General features: G+C 63.0%; 14 protein-coding genes. 5 read left to right on the forward strand and 9 right to left on the reverse strand.

Features of this window, described 5'->3' with window-relative positions:
• Positions 1-25: 25 nt before the first annotated feature.
• Both FLQ44_RS15550 and FLQ44_RS15555 read left to right on the forward strand, forming a co-directional pair.
• Positions 26-574 carry a YfaZ family outer membrane protein gene (locus FLQ44_RS15550; protein WP_147695149.1) on the forward strand — a complete coding sequence of 183 codons (549 nt, stop codon included), beginning with the start codon at positions 26-28 and terminating at the stop codon, positions 572-574.
• Between the two features lie 145 nt (positions 575-719).
• Entirely contained in the window at positions 720-1,457 is a 738-nt protein-coding gene (locus FLQ44_RS15555) for a pseudouridine synthase (RefSeq protein WP_147695150.1), read from the forward strand.
• Between the two features lie 62 nt (positions 1,458-1,519).
• Here FLQ44_RS15555 and FLQ44_RS15560 read toward each other — a convergent pair whose 3' ends face one another.
• Positions 1,520-1,900, reverse strand: a complete 381-nt coding sequence (locus tag FLQ44_RS15560; protein WP_147695151.1) for a cupin domain-containing protein — start codon at positions 1,898-1,900, stop codon at positions 1,520-1,522.
• Positions 1,901-2,028: 128 nt separating this feature from the next.
• Positions 2,029-3,909, reverse strand: a complete 1,881-nt coding sequence (locus FLQ44_RS15565) for an MFS transporter (protein WP_147695152.1) — start codon at positions 3,907-3,909, stop codon at positions 2,029-2,031.
• A gap of 140 nt (positions 3,910-4,049) precedes the next feature.
• Here FLQ44_RS15565 and FLQ44_RS15570 point away from each other — a divergent pair, with 140 nt between their 5' ends.
• Both FLQ44_RS15570 and FLQ44_RS15575 read left to right on the forward strand, forming a co-directional pair.
• On the forward strand, positions 4,050-5,438 hold the full coding sequence (locus tag FLQ44_RS15570) for a nicotinate phosphoribosyltransferase (protein ID WP_147695153.1): 1,389 nt from the start codon (positions 4,050-4,052) through the stop codon (positions 5,436-5,438).
• Positions 5,435-5,788 carry a nuclear transport factor 2 family protein gene (locus FLQ44_RS15575; protein ID WP_147688100.1) on the forward strand — a complete coding sequence of 118 codons (354 nt, stop codon included), beginning with the start codon at positions 5,435-5,437 and terminating at the stop codon, positions 5,786-5,788. The genes FLQ44_RS15570 and FLQ44_RS15575 overlap by 4 nt, the downstream gene beginning before the upstream one ends.
• A gap of 57 nt (positions 5,789-5,845) precedes the next feature.
• On the opposite strand, the gene FLQ44_RS15580 is transcribed toward FLQ44_RS15575, so the two are convergent.
• The 4 genes from FLQ44_RS15580 to FLQ44_RS25355 all read right to left on the reverse strand — a co-directional run bounded on the left by FLQ44_RS15580 (position 5,846) and on the right by FLQ44_RS25355 (position 7,818).
• Entirely contained in the window at positions 5,846-6,460 is a 615-nt protein-coding gene (locus tag FLQ44_RS15580; protein WP_147695154.1) for a VC0807 family protein, read from the reverse strand.
• On the reverse strand, positions 6,450-6,989 hold the full coding sequence (locus tag FLQ44_RS15585; protein WP_170252994.1) for a cysteine hydrolase family protein: 540 nt from the start codon (positions 6,987-6,989) through the stop codon (positions 6,450-6,452). The genes FLQ44_RS15580 and FLQ44_RS15585 overlap by 11 nt, the downstream gene beginning before the upstream one ends.
• A 49-nt stretch (positions 6,990-7,038) precedes the next feature.
• On the reverse strand, positions 7,039-7,338 hold the full coding sequence (locus FLQ44_RS25350; protein ID WP_206208913.1) for a transporter substrate-binding domain-containing protein: 300 nt from the start codon (positions 7,336-7,338) through the stop codon (positions 7,039-7,041).
• Positions 7,339-7,410: 72 nt separating this feature from the next.
• On the reverse strand, positions 7,411-7,818 hold the full coding sequence (locus FLQ44_RS25355) for a substrate-binding periplasmic protein (RefSeq protein WP_147695157.1): 408 nt from the start codon (positions 7,816-7,818) through the stop codon (positions 7,411-7,413).
• A gap of 354 nt (positions 7,819-8,172) precedes the next feature.
• On the opposite strand from FLQ44_RS25355, the gene FLQ44_RS15600 reads away from it, so the two are divergent.
• Complete coding sequence (locus tag FLQ44_RS15600; RefSeq protein ID WP_147695158.1) at positions 8,173-8,955, forward strand: EAL domain-containing protein; 783 nt, start codon at positions 8,173-8,175, stop codon at positions 8,953-8,955.
• A 67-nt stretch (positions 8,956-9,022) separates the two neighbouring features.
• Here FLQ44_RS15600 and FLQ44_RS15605 read toward each other — a convergent pair whose 3' ends face one another.
• The 3 genes from FLQ44_RS15605 to pdxA form a co-directional block, all read right to left on the reverse strand.
• A complete protein-coding gene (locus tag FLQ44_RS15605) occupies positions 9,023-9,496 on the reverse strand; it encodes a GyrI-like domain-containing protein (RefSeq protein ID WP_147695159.1) in 474 nt (157 codons plus the stop codon).
• Between the two features lie 560 nt (positions 9,497-10,056).
• Positions 10,057-13,902 (reverse strand): DUF3683 domain-containing protein, encoded by a 3,846-nt coding sequence (locus FLQ44_RS15610; protein WP_147695160.1) that lies wholly within the window; start codon positions 13,900-13,902, stop codon positions 10,057-10,059.
• Between the two features lie 249 nt (positions 13,903-14,151).
• Positions 14,152-15,138 carry a 4-hydroxythreonine-4-phosphate dehydrogenase PdxA gene (gene pdxA, locus FLQ44_RS15615; protein ID WP_147695161.1) on the reverse strand — a complete coding sequence of 329 codons (987 nt, stop codon included), beginning with the start codon at positions 15,136-15,138 and terminating at the stop codon, positions 14,152-14,154.
• Positions 15,139-15,182: the final 44 nt, after the last annotated feature.

Below are 15,182 nucleotides of genomic sequence, written 5' to 3' on the forward strand. Positions count from 1 at the left end.
TCTTCATGATTAACGGATAACGATAATGACACGTTACACCCTGTTGGCCGCCTTGCTGGCCATGCCCTTTGCCGCCCACGCTGGCGACACCACCCTTGCTGCCGGTAGCGAATACCGCTTTGTGACCCGCATGCCTACCGGCCTGGGCCCTGGCCTGGCGCTGGACTATGTCAAATCGGATAACAAGGACAAACTGGGCGACAAGCCCAGCTTTGGCGCTGCAGGCATCATGGTAGGCCTGCCGGTACCGATGCTGCTGCGCGTCGATGTGGGCGGCAAGCTGGTGTACCTGGAAGCCAATGGCCAGGCTACCGCCGCCATGGCCGGCGGCCGACTCACCGTGGACTTGCCCATGAGTACCGAGGCCTTTGTGCATGGCTTCTACGCTGGCGCCGGTGCCAGCAGCGGCACGGTAAAAGAAGTGATCGACACCATGGCAGGCGTGCGCTGGAGCCCGTTGAAAATGGTGGGTATCGAGGTAGGCTACCGCATGGTAGAAGTAAAGCGTGAAGATGGCCGCCGCAACATCAAGCTGGCTGACGGCGCGTATGCCGGTGTGTCGGCAGCGTTCTGATCAGCCAGCATGACCAGGCTGACAACCCCCCCGGGTATACCGAGGGGGTTTTTTGCGGCTGCTTTGGCTGCGGGTACGGTATTGCCCACCGCGCCAGCGGCAAAAGCAGCGATAATCCCCGCTTGAATGTTTAGAGGTATGCGCCATGAGCGACGACAACACCATCCGCCTGTCCAAACGCATGACCGAGCTGGGTTTATGCTCCCGCCGCGAAGCGGACGAATTCATCGAGCAGGGGCTAGTAAAAGTAGATGGCGTGGTAGTCAACGTGCTGGGTAGCCGCGTGCGCCCCGAGCAGACCGTGACGCTGGAAAGCGGCGCGCTGAACGTGCAGGCCGAGCGCGTGACCATTTTGCTGTACAAGCCGGTAGGCTTTGTCAGTGGCCCGGCCGAGATGCAGGGCGAGCGCCCGGCCTGGCTGCTGGTGAAGCCGGAAACCCGTGCCGAGCAAGACCGCTCCGGCGTGATGTTCCTGAAAAAGCACCAGCACAAGTTGGCCGCAGCGGGCAAGCTGGACGTAGACGCCTCCGGCCTGCTGGTGCTGACGCAAGATGGCCGCGTGGCGCGCAAGCTGCTAGCCGGCGAGTGCGAACAGGAATACCTGGTGTGGCTGAAAACCCCCGCCACGGCCGAGCAGCTGGCCACGCTGGGTAAAGGCGTGCAGGTAGACGGCGACACCCTGGACGCAGCCCGTGTCAGCCGCCAGAGCGACCGCCAGCTGTGCTTTGTACTGCGCCAGCAGCAGCGCCGCCATATCCAGCGCATGTGCGCCGCAGTAGGGCTGGAGATCGAGCGCCTGCACCGCATCCGCATTGGCCGTGTGCGCCTGGGCGACTTGCAGCAGGGGCAGTGGCGCTACTTGCTGGAGAGCGAGAAGTTCTAGGCTAGAAAAGCAAAAGCCCCGGTCGTGTGACCGGGGCTTTTGCTTGTGGTGATGGTAGCAGCTTATTCCTTGTGCGCCAGGCGGTCTTCTTCGAACACCGCAAAGGTTTTCTTGGCGGGCTCCAGTACTTCCCATACCCCTTCAAAACCGGCGGGGATCACAAAATGCTGGCCGGCGCGGATGTCGGCCACGCTGCCGTCGTCGCCCAGCAGGCGCACATGGCCTTCCAGCAGGGTGCAGAATTCGCATTCGGTATATTTTACGCGCCAGGCACCGACACCGCCCGACCACAGGCCGGCATGAAACTGGCCGGTGGGGTCGCTGTAGTGCAGCTCCACGCTTTGTTCGCATTCGCCACTGAGGCGGCGCTCTTGCGGGGCGGCAAAGGTATCCGGGGTAATGTCCTGGTGGTGAAATAACACAATCTCATTGGCGCTCGACACGGCCCTACTCCTCTGTACTGGTATCTTTGTACAAGCTGTTGATTATGTTTGACACTGTGGCACAGCCCAAGGTTGGCCGCAAGCCTTGGGCGGCGCCACCGGGTACCTGGCGCGGCGCCACCGCGTGCCTAGCGCCAGTCGCCGCGCAGCTGGCTAACGGCTTGTTGTAGCCCGGCGGCGGTGACCTGGGCTGCCGGTACCGGTGCAGCAGCTTTCAGCGCGATCTGCGACCAGGCGCGGCGTGGCCAGCTCAGCATGGCCGGCCCGTAGCGGCGCGAGAAAAAGCTGCCCCACATGCCGCACAGCGCCATGGGTACCACCGGTACTGGCGTGCGCGCCACGATTTCTTCGATGCCGCTCTTGAACGGATTGATCTGGCCATCGTACGTAATCTTGCCCTCGGGGAAGATGCACACCACTTCGCCCTCGGCCAGCGCGGCGGCTACCGCATCAAACGCCCGCGCCTTGGCTTGCGGGTCTTCCTTGGCCGGGGCAATGGGGATGGCCCGTGCGGTGCGGAACACGAAGTTCAGCAGCGGTACCTTGAAGATGTGGTGATCCATCACAAAGCGCACCGGGCGGCGCACGGCACCAGCCAGAATCAGCGCGTCCATGAAGCTGACGTGGTTGCAGACCAGCACGCAGGGGCCTTCTTCCGGGATGTGCTCCAGCCCCTCGTGGCGGATGCGGTACAGCGTGTGGGTGGCGATCCACACCAGGAAGCGCATCATGAACTCGGGCAGCAGGCTGTAGATGTACGCGGCGACCAGCAGGTTCAGCAGGGCGGCAATCAGCAGCACGGTAGGGATGCTGACCCCCATGCCTGCCAGGATGGCGGCAAAGGCGGCGCTGGCCACCATGAACAGCGAGTTCAGGATATTGTTGGCCGCAATGGCGCGCGAGCGGAAGGCCGGGGCGGAGCGGCTCTGGATCAGCGCATACAGCGGCACGATATAGAAGCCGCCAAAGATGCCGATCAGGGTGAAGTCTGCCATCAGGCGCCAGTGGCCGATGTCGCGCACAAAAGCCAGCCAGTCCAGCGTCTGTGCGGCAGCAGCCGGGGTGGCAAAGTACAGGTCGATACCAAACAGGCACAGCCCCAGTGAGCCAAAGGGCACCAGGCCCAGCTCTACCTTGCTGCCGGATAGCTTCTCGCACAGCATCGAGCCCAGCCCCACACCCAGCGAAAACAGTGTCATCAGCAGGGTGTACACACTGGCGTCACCGCCCAGCACGTCGCTGGCGTAGGTAGGTAGCTTGGACAGGTAAATGGCGCCCAGAAACCAGAACCACGAGATACCCAGCAGCGAGAGCCACACGGCACGGTTCTGTTTGGCTTCGCAAAGAATGGCCCAGGTCTGGCGGCCGATGTGCCAGTCTATCGGCAGGTTGGCCGCAGTCGGTGGCGCCGGCGGCATGGCGCGGGCCGAGGCATAGCCGGCCAGCGCGCAGGCCAGCAGGGCGGCGATCAGGGTCATGCGGCTGGGGTCGGCGTTCACCAGCACGGTGCCGGCTACCTGCCCCAGGATGATGGACACGAAGGTGCCCATTTCGATCAGGCCGTTGCCGCCCACCAGCTCTTGCGGCTTCAGGTATTGCGGCAGCACGCTGAATTTCAGCGGGCCAAACAGGGTGGAGTGGATGCCCATCAGCAGGATGGTGCTCATCAGTATCACGCCGTTATGCAGCCAGAAGCCCAGTGCGGCTACCAGCATGATGGCGATTTCCATCTGCTTGACCACCCGTGCGATGGTGGCCTTGTCGTACTTTTCGCACAGCTGGCCGGCGGTGGCGGAAAACAGGAAAAACGGCAGGATGAACAGCGCGGCGGCCAGCTGGATCATCAGCTCGGGGGCCAGCCCCAGCATTTGCATGCCGTGAAAGTTGATCAGCACCACCACGGCGTTTTTCAGCAGGTTGTCGTTGAAAGCACCAAAAAACTGGGTGATGAACAGCGGCACAAAGCGCCGCGTGCGTAGCAGGTCAAACTGGTTCGGGTGGTGCGCCATGGGGGCGAGTCTTTCGCGAGTCCAAAGGGACGATGGGCTGATGGTATGCCATCCCGACAGTTGCTTACAAACCACGCACTATGACATTACCGTTTCGGCAGCGTATGCTAGGGGTCGTTTACCCATGCTGTGCCCATACCATGATCATTAATCCCATCCTCAATAGCGACTCCTACAAACTCAGCCACTGGGCGCAGTACCCCCCCGGTACGCAGGGTATGTACTCCTACGTGGCGGCACGGGGTGGCACGGCGTCGCATGTGTTGTTTTTTGGCCTGCAGGGCTTGCTGAAGGATTATCTGAGCCAGCGCATTACCCGCGAGCATATCGATGAGGCAGAGGCGGTGGTGACGCTGCACGGCCTGTCGTTCAACCGCGCCGGTTTCGAACGCATCGTGCAGCAGCACGATGGCTACTGGCCGGTACGCATCCGCGCGGTGCCGGAAGGCGAGCTGGTGCCCACCGGCATCCCGATGGTCACCATCGAATCCACCGACCCCGAGCTGTTCTGGGTGGTGTCTTTCTTGGAAACCGCGCTGTTGCGCGTGTGGTACCCCATTAGCGTGGCCACGCGCAGCTTCCGTGCCAAGGAAATCATTCGCCGTTACCTGCAGCAAACCGCCGACGACTTATCCGGCCTGCCGTTCAAGCTGCATGATTTTGGCGCGCGCGGTGTATCCAGCTACGAAAGCTCGGAAATCGGCGGCCTGGCGCACCTGGTGAACTTTCAGGGTAGCGACACACTGGCCGCGCTGGTGGCGGCGCGCCGCCACTACCACGAGCCGTGCGCGGCGTTTTCCATCCCGGCGGCCGAGCATTCCACCATTACCGCCTGGGGCCGCGCGCACGAAGGCGAAGCGTTTGCCAATATGCTCAGCCGTTTTGCCAAGCCCGGCGCGCTGCTGGCCGTGGTGAGCGACAGCTACGACGTGTTCCACGCCGTGAGCGAGCTATGGGGCGAGCGCCTGCGCCAGCAGGTTATCGACAGCGGCGCTACGGTGGTGATCCGCCCGGACTCCGGCGAGCCGGTGCAAGTGGTGGCGGAGGTAGTGGAAAGGTTGGCCGCATCGTTTGGTACCACGGTCAACAGCAAAGGCTACCGCGTGCTGAACCATGTACGGGTGATACAAGGCGACGGCGTAAACCTGGCCAGTATCGACGCCATCCTGTCGCGGCTGGCCAAGCTGGGCTACAGCGCCGACAACGTGGCTTTTGGCATGGGTGCCGAGCTGCTGCAAAAGCTGGACCGCGACACGCACAAGATGGCCCTGAAGTGCTCGGCCATCTGCATTAACGGCGAGTGGCGTGATGTGTTCAAAGACCCGGTTACCGACCCCGGCAAGCGCTCCTTGGGGGGCCGTGTGGTAGCGGCGCGCGATAGTCGTGCCGCCTGGGGGGTGAATACGCTGGAGCGCGTATCCGATATTGACCTGCAAATGCGTGTGGTATGGGAAAACGGGCGTCTGCTGGTAGACGAAACCTTGGCCGATATCCGCGCACGCGCAGCCCTGCACCTGGAGGAACGATGAGCCCTGAACAAGTGATACAGGCACAGCTGGATGCCTACAACGCCAAGAATCTGGACGCCCTGCTAGCGTGCTACGCGCCGGATGCTTGTATGTACCAGTACCCGGCCACGCTGGTGGCGCAGGGGCAGGACGAGATCCGCCAGCGCATGAAACTGCGCTTTGCCGAGCCAGACCTGCATGCCCGGCTGCTGCGCCGCGTGATTGTGGGCGAGGTGGTGATCGATGAAGAAATCGTTACGCGCAATTTCCCGTCCGGGCGCGGCAAGGTGGCGATGACCATGATCTACCGTGTCAAGAACGGTCGCATCGTGGACGCCTCCACCATCATGGGCGAGCCCCAGCTGGATTAGGCCAGGCAAGCTGCAGCCCAGCCGTCGGCCATGGCTGGCGGGCTTTTTTGCGCTTGCCTAGTCCGGCACGGGCTGGCGTGCCAGGCGGCGGCCCCACAGCAGGGCGGCCAGCATCAGCAAGGCCATCACGCCGTAGCTTAGCCACGGGCCCAGCGCCACATTGCGCGCTATCGGCCAGTGAAAGGCCAGCCAGCTGCGCAGCCCGCATTCACCTACCAGGCCGCCACCCCACAGCAGCGTGAGGTCGCGCCACAGCCGCGCGAACCCGGGTGCCGGGCTGGCCAGCATGGCCGCGGCCGGGCTATCGGGCTGACGTTGTGCGGCTGCTGCCATCAGCACCGCCAGTAGCGGCTTGCCACACAGCACACTGGCCAGCATCACCAGCCCGGTCGCGCCGGTAACCAGTGATTCGCGCACCAGCAGCCAGCGCGTGTCACCATCGCCCCAGGCGGCCAGCAGTGACAGGCCGATGCCACCCAGTACCAGCAGGCTAAGCGCGTCCAGCCGGCGATAGCGGTACAGCTCCCACAAGCTCCACAGCAAAGGCGGCAGGGCAGACCACAGCAGCGCGCCACGCTCGCCCCAGGCGGGCAGGCAGGCGTCGTACACCCACCACGGCAGCAACAGGTTGGCCGCCAGGTCCGGCAGTAGCGTGCGCCACTCAGCCCGCATCGGCGATCAGCTCGTCCAGCGGCAGCACGCGAATGCTGTTGCCCGGTACATCCATATGGCCCCACAGCCAGTTGAGGTGGTCCACCAAGGCCTCGCCGCTGACATAGGGGCGGTCTTTGCAGGTATGGGCGTCGGCCACTACGGTCACGGCGTAGCCCATGGAGGCCGCACGGCGCACCGTGGTATCCACGCAGAAGTCGCTGGCGTAGCCGCCTACCCACAGGTTTTCGATACCGCGGCTATCCAGGTACTGGCGCAGGCTGGTATCCAGAAAGCTGTCGCAGGCGGTTTTTTCGATTACCACATCGCTGTCCAGCCGTGCCAGGCCCGGGTGCAGCTGCCAGTCTTCGCTACCGCGTGGCAGGTCGTCGGCGTAGTGCTGGATAAAAATCACCTCGTGCCCCGCGCTGCGGGCATGGGCGATCAGCCGGTTCAGCGTGGCCAGTGTTTCCGGGCCGCGCGTGGCCAGGGGCGGCATGGCGATCAGGCCGTACTGAAAGTCGATAACAAGCAAGGCTGTGGCAGACATCAGAAGGGTTCCATGTAAGGTTGGCCGCAGGGCGGTATGCCAGCGCAGTTTACGGCAGCTCGCGCAGATAGTCTGGCCAGTGGGTGTGTTTACCAGGGTAGACCAGGCCATGGTTCAGGCTAAGCCTGGCCAGCTCGCCGCTTTCGGCCAGGCGCGCCAGTGCCTGGTCAAAGCGCTGCAGCGCCGGTTTGTTGATGGCATGCAGCGCGTAGCCCATGTAGCCACCGTGCAAGCTGATGGCCGGCAGGATGGGCACGATATGGCTGTTGCCTAGCTGTGCCAGCGTATGGCGCGCATTGCGGTCGTTGCTGGCGACCAGGTCCAGCCGTTGTCTTTGCAGCTTCAGCATGCTTTGCATCAGCGTGTCGGCAGTGTCTATTTCCAGGCGCAGCTTGGCGTCTTCAAAGCGCTGCCCTAGCGTTCAGCCGCGCGTTACCCCCAAACGTAGCCCGGCCAGGCTTTCAAAACGGCCATCCCACTGCACGTTTTGCCCGGACCGGCGGTACCAGTACAGGGTGTCGACATAAAGCGGATAGCGCGAAAAGCGCATGTTGGCCGCGCGCTCTGCGGTGCGGTAGGGGCCGATCAGCACATCGGCCTGGCCATTTGGCAGCATGGCCTGCGCACGGGGCCAGGGCAGTAGCTGGATGCTGCATGCCAGCTGTTCGCGCTGGCACAAGGTGCGGATAACGTCTGCGGCCAAGCCGCTTGGTTGTGGCGAGCCTGGTTGCACAATGCCGGGGAAGTCGCTGCCGACAAAACGTAGCGGGCTGGCCTGCAGCAGCGGGCCAAGCAGCATGAGCGGTAGTGCCCGGTATAGCCATCTCATCTAGCGCTTCCTGATGAAGGCTCGGGTGTGGGCTGCCAGGTATATGGCGGATGGTATGTCACGGCGGCTGCCGGGCTATGGCCATGTGTCGCCATATCAGGCTGGCGCAGTGTACGGGGGGCGCTACGGCAGCACGGCGGGTGGGGGGGATACGCTGGAATGTCTCGCTGAAAAGGCATGGCATGCTCCTGGCAAGTCTATGGGTATTCTGTCACAAAACCCTTCTGTTTTTATAGTTACATGTATGCAATAAGTAGATTTGATGTCATGGTTTGGCAATAAATCCAAGCATTTATTTCAGTAGACCCGCTGTGCTTGCTATGCTGAAAAACCAAGCTTATGGCAGGACACAAGATGGTGCAGTTAACTACCCAGCAAGCGTTTGAGCGCTTGCTGTTCCGCGATGGTGACGGCCGCTATTACGCCCGCTTTGCCGACTATCGCTTGCAAAGCGTGTTCCAGCCATTGTTTTACCGCAGTGGCGGGGTGTTCGGCTATGAGGCCCTGCTGCGGGTGTACGACACGCAAGGTCGTGCCTTGCGGCCGGATTTGTTTTTCCAGAGCCTGGATACCGACGACCAGATCGACGCCGACCGGCTGGCGCGGGCCTTGCACTTTCGCAACTTTGCCCAGGCCCGTGTGCCGGGCTGCCTGAGCCTGAACCTGATCCCCAGTACGGTGCTGCACGATAATGGCTACCGCAATAATTTCGACCTGATGATCCGGCGCTGCGCCGAGCTGGGGCTGGAAACCTCGCAAGTGATTCTGGAAGTACTGGAATACGAAATCGAGCAAAGCCCGCTGCAGTTGGCCGCCAGCCTGCGTGCTGCCAAAGAGGCCGGTTTTGGGGTGGCGGTGGATGATTTCGGTGCCGTGGCATCGGGCCATGGCCGTGTGAAAGCGCTGTGCCCGGATATCATCAAGATTGACCGTAGCCTGTTGCTGGACTACATGCACGGTGATGCCGGCCGGCTGCAGCGCGTACTGGAGCTGGGCTGGCAAATTGGCAGCCGCATGCTGATAGAAGGGGTGGAAACGGCCGAGCAGCTAGAGGCCATGCGCGGCTTGGGGCTGGAGCTGTATCAGGGCTTTCATCTGGCCCTCCCCAGCGAGCTGGGGGTGGCCGAGCTGGTGTAGTGCTGTGCTGAACGCAATAAAAAACGCCTGGGGCTGTTGGCCGCCAGGCGTTTTTTATTGGTCATGCTCAGGCGGCTTCGCCATCGTCATCCGCACTAACCGGAATATACAGCTCGACCACGCTGTCGGCGTGCTCCGGCCCCAGAAAGCGGCTATCCATGTATTCGAACTCGATGCCAGCCACGGCGGCTAGCCCGGCTTCGGGCAGCCACTCGGTATAGGCGGTGCGAAAGGTATCCGGCAGGCCGCGTACCGGACCACGGTGCTCGACAATGGCGTAATCCTGCTCCGGGATGTCCAGCGCCACCATGCCGTCCGGTACCGCGGTGTCGGCGGCTACCGCCACGGCGGCAATGTAGCGGAACTGGCCATCGGCCTGCGCCTGGCAGATGCCGTAGCTGGCGTCGCTTAGCGGTTTGGCCTCGGCAATGCGCGGTATAAAACGCTGCCACAGCTCGGGGAGGGTGCCGTCAGCCGGGCTGGTCCAGGCCATGCCGATAACGCGAAAGGCAGGGTGGGTCACAAGGGTAGGGGTTTGCATGGCAGGCTCCGCAGGCGGGTAAGGTTGGCCGCAGCATAGCAAAAAACCGGCGTGCCGGCCTAATGCCACGCGCTAGTAGTTTTCTGATGTCTTGTCGTCGCCTGTATCAGGCAGCAGTGTCCGCTGTGCGGACGATATTCAAGATGCCGGTTCCGCCCGTGACCGAGCGAGGCAAGCGCAGCGTCGCGCGGGAATAAGACGGGCAAAGGGGGCGAATCGTCGCCCCCTTTGCAATCCCCGCCGACCCGGGGCTGCTCGAAACCCCGTGCAAAAAGGCACGCCCCAGGCGCCGCCGAACTCGTATCGCTGAGCAAATCAAAGATTTGCACGCAGATCGCTAACGGCTCAGGGCTCAAACAAATCGGCGTCTTGCGCGTGCGAATCTTCGATTCGCTCAGCACAACCCTGGGACGCACCATTTTGCCCGGCTCGCGCCAACGGGATAGGGTGCTTCGTCTACGCTCTATTTTGCAGAGAAATGTGCTGGCTGTTTAACTGACAGTATTGGCGTACCGGCCTGAAAAGCACCGGTACGCCGCCTTGCGGCCAACGTGGCTGGTTTACAGCAGCACGCGTTCCACGCCGCCGTTACGGGCGTTGTCCACGTACTCTTTCATCCAGTTGTCGCCCAGGATGTGCTTGGCCATCTCCACCACGATGTAGTCGGCCTGGGTGCCGGTATCATCGCTGTAGCGGCTCAGGCCCTGTAGGCACGACGGGCAGGAGGTCAGGATCTTCACCGGCTTGTCGCTGGCGCCCACCTTGGCCAGGTCTTTGTTGATCTCTTCTTCCTTGCGGAAGCGTACCTGGGTGGCGATGTCGGGGCGGCTGGCGGCAAAGGTGCCGGATTCGCCGCAGCAACGGTCGTTGAGTACTACGCCGCCGCCCATCAGCTCGTTCACCACCTTGATCGGCTGGTAGGCCTTCATCGGGGTGTGGCACGGGTCGTGGTACATATACTTCTGACCGTTGAGGCCATCCAGTTTCAGGCCTTTTTCCATCAGGTATTCGTGGATGTCGATAATGCGGCAGCCAGGGAAGATTTCTTCAAAGCGGTAGTTGGCCAGCTGGTCGTAGCAGGTGCCACAGCTCACTACCACGGTCTTGATGTCCAGGTAGTTCAGTGTGTTGGCCATGCGGTGGAACAGCACGCGGTTCTCGGTGGTGATCTCGTCGCCCTTGTCCTGGTAGCCGGCGCTGGTCTGCGGGTAGCCGCAGCACAGGTAGCCCGGTGGCAGCACGGTTTGCGTGCCCACGTGCCACAGCATGGCCTGGGTGGCCAGGCCTACCTGGCTGAACAGGCGCTCGGAGCCGCAGCCAGGGAAGTAGAACACCGCCTCGGCATCTTCGCTGACTTTCGGGTTGCGGATCACCGGAATCACGTTGGCGTCTTCCACGTCCAGCAGCGCGCGTGCGGTTTTCTTGGGCAGGCCGCCAGGCATGGGTTTGTTGATGAAGTGAATCACCTGCGCCTTGATTTCCGGCTTGCCTACCGTGCCGGGTGGCTGCGCCGTCTGGCTGCCGGTGAGGCCCAGCTTTTTGCCGATGCTGTTGCCCAGGCGTTGCAGCTTGTAGGCACCGCCTACCAGGCCGGCTCGAATGCCCTTGATGGTGGCCGGGTCCTTGGCGGTCAGGAAAGCCATGCCCAGCGCGGTGCCGGGGTTGAATTTCTTGTTGCCGGTCTTGCGCAGGAAATTGCGCATGGCGACCGAGACATCGCCAAAGTCGATCTTCACCGGGCACGGCTTCACGCAGCGGTGGCATACGGTGCAGTGGTCGGCCACGTCGGACAGCTCTTCAAAGTGCTTGAGGCTGACACCGCGGCGGGTTTGCTCTTCGTACAGGAAGGCCTCGGTCAGCAGGCCCACGCCCAGGATCTTGTTACGTGGGCTGTACAGCAGGTTGGCACGCGGTACGTGGGTGGAGCACACCGGTTTGCACTTGCCGCAGCGCAGGCAGTCTTTGATCGAGTCGCTGATGGCGCCCAGGTCGGACTGCTCCAGAATCAGCGATTCGGCACCCAGCAGCGAGAACGACGGCGTGTAGGCCATGCTCAGGTCGGCGCCCGGCAGCAGCTTGCCCTTGTTGAAGTGGCCGTTCGGGTCCACGCGCGCCTTGTAGTCGCGGAAGGGCTGGATTTCTTCTTCGGTCAGGAACTCCAGCTTGGTAATGCCGATGCCGTGTTCGCCGGAAATCACGCCGTTCAGGCTGCGCGCCAGCTTCATGATGCGCTCTACCGCGCGGTGGGCGGTTTGCAGCATCTCGTAGTCGTCCGAGTTCACGGGCAGGTTGGTGTGCACGTTGCCATCGCCGGCGTGCATGTGCAGTGCCACGAAGGCACGGCTGCGCAGCACTTTCTGCTGGATCAGGCCGATGGCTTCGGTGATGGTGCTGTCGGCCTTGCCGTTAAACAGCCCCAGCAGGTCGCTTTGCAGCTCGCGCTTCCAGCTCACGCGCAGCTTGAAGTCGCGCATGGCGATAAACACGCTGGCAGCCGGGTTGGCCGCACCGTCTTCCAGCGGGGCTTGCGGCCAACGTGCGTTGTACTCGGCCAGCGGCGTGTCCAGGTTGTCCAGCAGCCACTGCCAGCGGCTACGTACGGCGGTAATCAGCTCCAGCGCGCTTTCGCGGCGGTCGCCGATCAGCTCGTCGGCCGACAGCGTGCCGCCCTCGGTATCTACCGGCAGGCGGCCGTGGAAGAACTCGGCCAGCTGGTCCAGCAGCTTGATTTTGCTGGCCACGGACAGCTCGATGTTGATGCGCTCGATGCCGTCGCTGTAGTCGCCCAGGCGGTCCAGTGGAATCACCACGTCTTCGTTGATCTTGAAGGCGTTGGTATGGCGGGCAATGGCGGCGGTACGGCTGCGGTCCAGCCAGAAGGTTTTGCGTGCCTCGGGGGTGACGGCGATGAAGCCTTCGCCGTGGCGGGCGTTGGCGTAGCGCACCACCTGGCTGGCGGCCTCGGCTACCGCGTTTTCGGTATCCGAGACGATGTCGGCAATCAGCACCATTTTCGGGCGGCCACGGCCTTTGGCCTTGGTGGCGTAGCCCACGGCGCGTACATAGCGCCAGTCCAGGTGCTCCAGGCCGGCCAGCTGTACGCCAGCGGCCAGGCCGGCGCCGTTGGGCTTGAAGTAATCGGTGATTTCCACAATCGCCGGGGTGGCTTCGGCTACGGTGCCGAAGAACTCCAGACAGACGGTGCGGATGTGCGCCGGCATGCGGTGCAGCACAAAGCGTGCACTGGTGATGATGCCGTCGGTGCCTTCTTTCTGCACGCCGGGCAGGCCGGCCAGGAACTTGTCGGTGACGTCCTTGCCCAGGCCTACTTTGCGGAAGGCGCTGCCAGGGATCACCAGCTCTTCGCTGCTGATCACGGTTTTGCCGTCGTCCTGCAGGCGGGTGACGCGGAAGGTGGCGGTGGCGACATCGTGGATCTTGCCGTAGTTGTGGCCGATGCGTTCCACGAACATCCAGTTGCCGTCCGGGTCGACCATTTTCCAGCTGGCCAGGTTGTCCAGCGTGGTGCCCCATAGCACGGCTTTTTTACCGCCAGCATTCATGGCGATATTGCCGCCAATACAGGACGCTTCGGCCGAGGTGGGGTCTACGGCAAACACCAGGCCAGCAGCACCGGCGGCTTCGGCTACGCGGGCAGTGACCACACCGGCACCGCACTGGATGGTGGCGCGCTTGCCGTCCAGGCCGGGCAGCTCGACGAATTCCACGCCCAGGTGACGGTCCATTTTTTCGGTATTGATCACCGCGCTGCGGCGGTCCAGCGGCACGGCGCCGCCGGTGTAGCCGGTACCACCGCCACGCGGGATGATGGTGAGCTTCAGCTCGATACAGGCTTTCACCAGCGGGGCGATTTCGGCTTCGGTGTCCGGGCACAGCACCACGAAGGGGTACTCTACGCGCCAGTCGGTGGCGTCGGTCACGTGCGATACGCGGGCCAGGCCGTCGAACAGGATGTTGTCGCGGCGGGTGATCTTGCCCAGGCGCTTGAGGATAGCGGCGCGCAGCGCGCGGGTTTCGCCAAACTGCTGCTCGAAGGTATCCACCGCGGCGTAGGCGGCGGCAATCATGCGGCCAACCTTGTCGTTGCCGTCGCGGCGTTTTTCTACTTCACCCAGGCGGTGGCGCAGCGCCTCTACCAGCGCGCTAAGGCGCTGCGGGTTGTCCAGCAGGTCGTCTACCAGGTAGGGGTTGCGGTCTACCACCCAGATATCACCCAGTACCTCGAAAAGCATACGGGCAGAGCGGCCTGTTTTCCGCTCTGCCCGCAGTTCTTCAAGCAGTTGCCACATGGGTGCGCCCAATAGGCGGATGATGATCTCGCGATCCGAATACGAGGTGTAGTTGTACGGAATTTCCCGTACACGCTGCTGGGTGGTGTTGCTCATATGTCCCTGAACTTCGGCAAGTTTTGGATAATTCCTGAAATAGTAGCCGAAATGTTGCGCCGCGAAAAATGCCGCTAACGTCAGGGTTATAGGGATAATGTAGTTTGGATACGAAATAATGGCCTGCTATTGCACGAATGTAGCGCATAAACTACAAAATCGGGTGCATTGTGCCGCACGGCTGTCATATGGGGTGGCATCGTGCCGGGGCATTTGTTTTGCCGCAGGCCAATGCCACCACACATTGCTTTAGCCAGCATGCGTGGCGAGCTGGTAAGCCAGCTGGCAGGCTTCAAACAGGCTACCGGGGTCGGCGCGGCCGCTGCCGGCCAGGTCCAGCGCGGTGCCGTGGTCTACCGAGGTACGGATGATGGGCAGGCCCAGGGTGATATTGATGCCGGCGCCAAAGCTGGCGTGCTTGAGCACCGGCAGGCCCTGGTCGTGGTACATGGCCAGCACGGCATCGCCCTGGGCCAGCTTGTCCGGGTTGAACAGTGTATCGGCTGGCAAGGGGCCGATGAGCTGCATGCCTTCGGCGCGCAATGCGGCCAGTACCGGCTCGATCACGTCGATTTCCTCGCGCCCCATGTGGCCGCCTTCGCCTGCATGCGGGTTCAGCCCGGCCACCAGGATGCGCGGTGCGGCAATGCCGAACTTGCCCACCAGGTCGGCGTGCAGGATGCGCAGCACCTGGGTGAGGCTGTCTGGCGTGATGGCGTCGGCCACGGCGCGCAGCGGCAGGTGGGTGGTGGCCAGTGCCACGCGCATGCCGGCGCCGGCCAGCATCATCACCACGCGTGGCGTAGCGGTGCGCTCGGCCAGGTATTCGGTATGGCCGCTGAAGGCTACGCCGGCGTCGTTGATCACGCCCTTGTGTACCGGCGCGGTGACCATGGCGGCAAATTCGCCGCGCTGGCAGCCGTCTATGGCCACATCCAGCGTGGCCAGCACGTAGCGGCCGTTGGCCGCATCCAGCTGCCCTGCCACGGCCGCTGCGGCCAACGGTACGTGCCATACCTCCAGTGCGCCGGCGGCGGGGGCGGCTTGCCCGGGCTGGTAGTCGTGCAGCGGGGTGGGTAGGCCAAGCTGCGCGGCGCGGCTAGCCAGCAGGTGTTTGTCGGCTATCACCACCAGGCGGGCTGGCAGGCCTAGCTCGGGCAGGCGCAGTACCAGATCGGGGCCGATACCGGCGGGTTCGCCGGCGGTAATGGCCAATACGGGGCGGGAGTGGGGCATGGCAGTTTCCGTAAAAAAAGCCGATTCAGGGATCGGCTTGGCGT

The sequence above is a fragment of the Vogesella mureinivorans genome (assembly GCF_007644035.1).
Taxonomy (GTDB): domain Bacteria; phylum Pseudomonadota; class Gammaproteobacteria; order Burkholderiales; family Chromobacteriaceae; genus Vogesella; species Vogesella mureinivorans.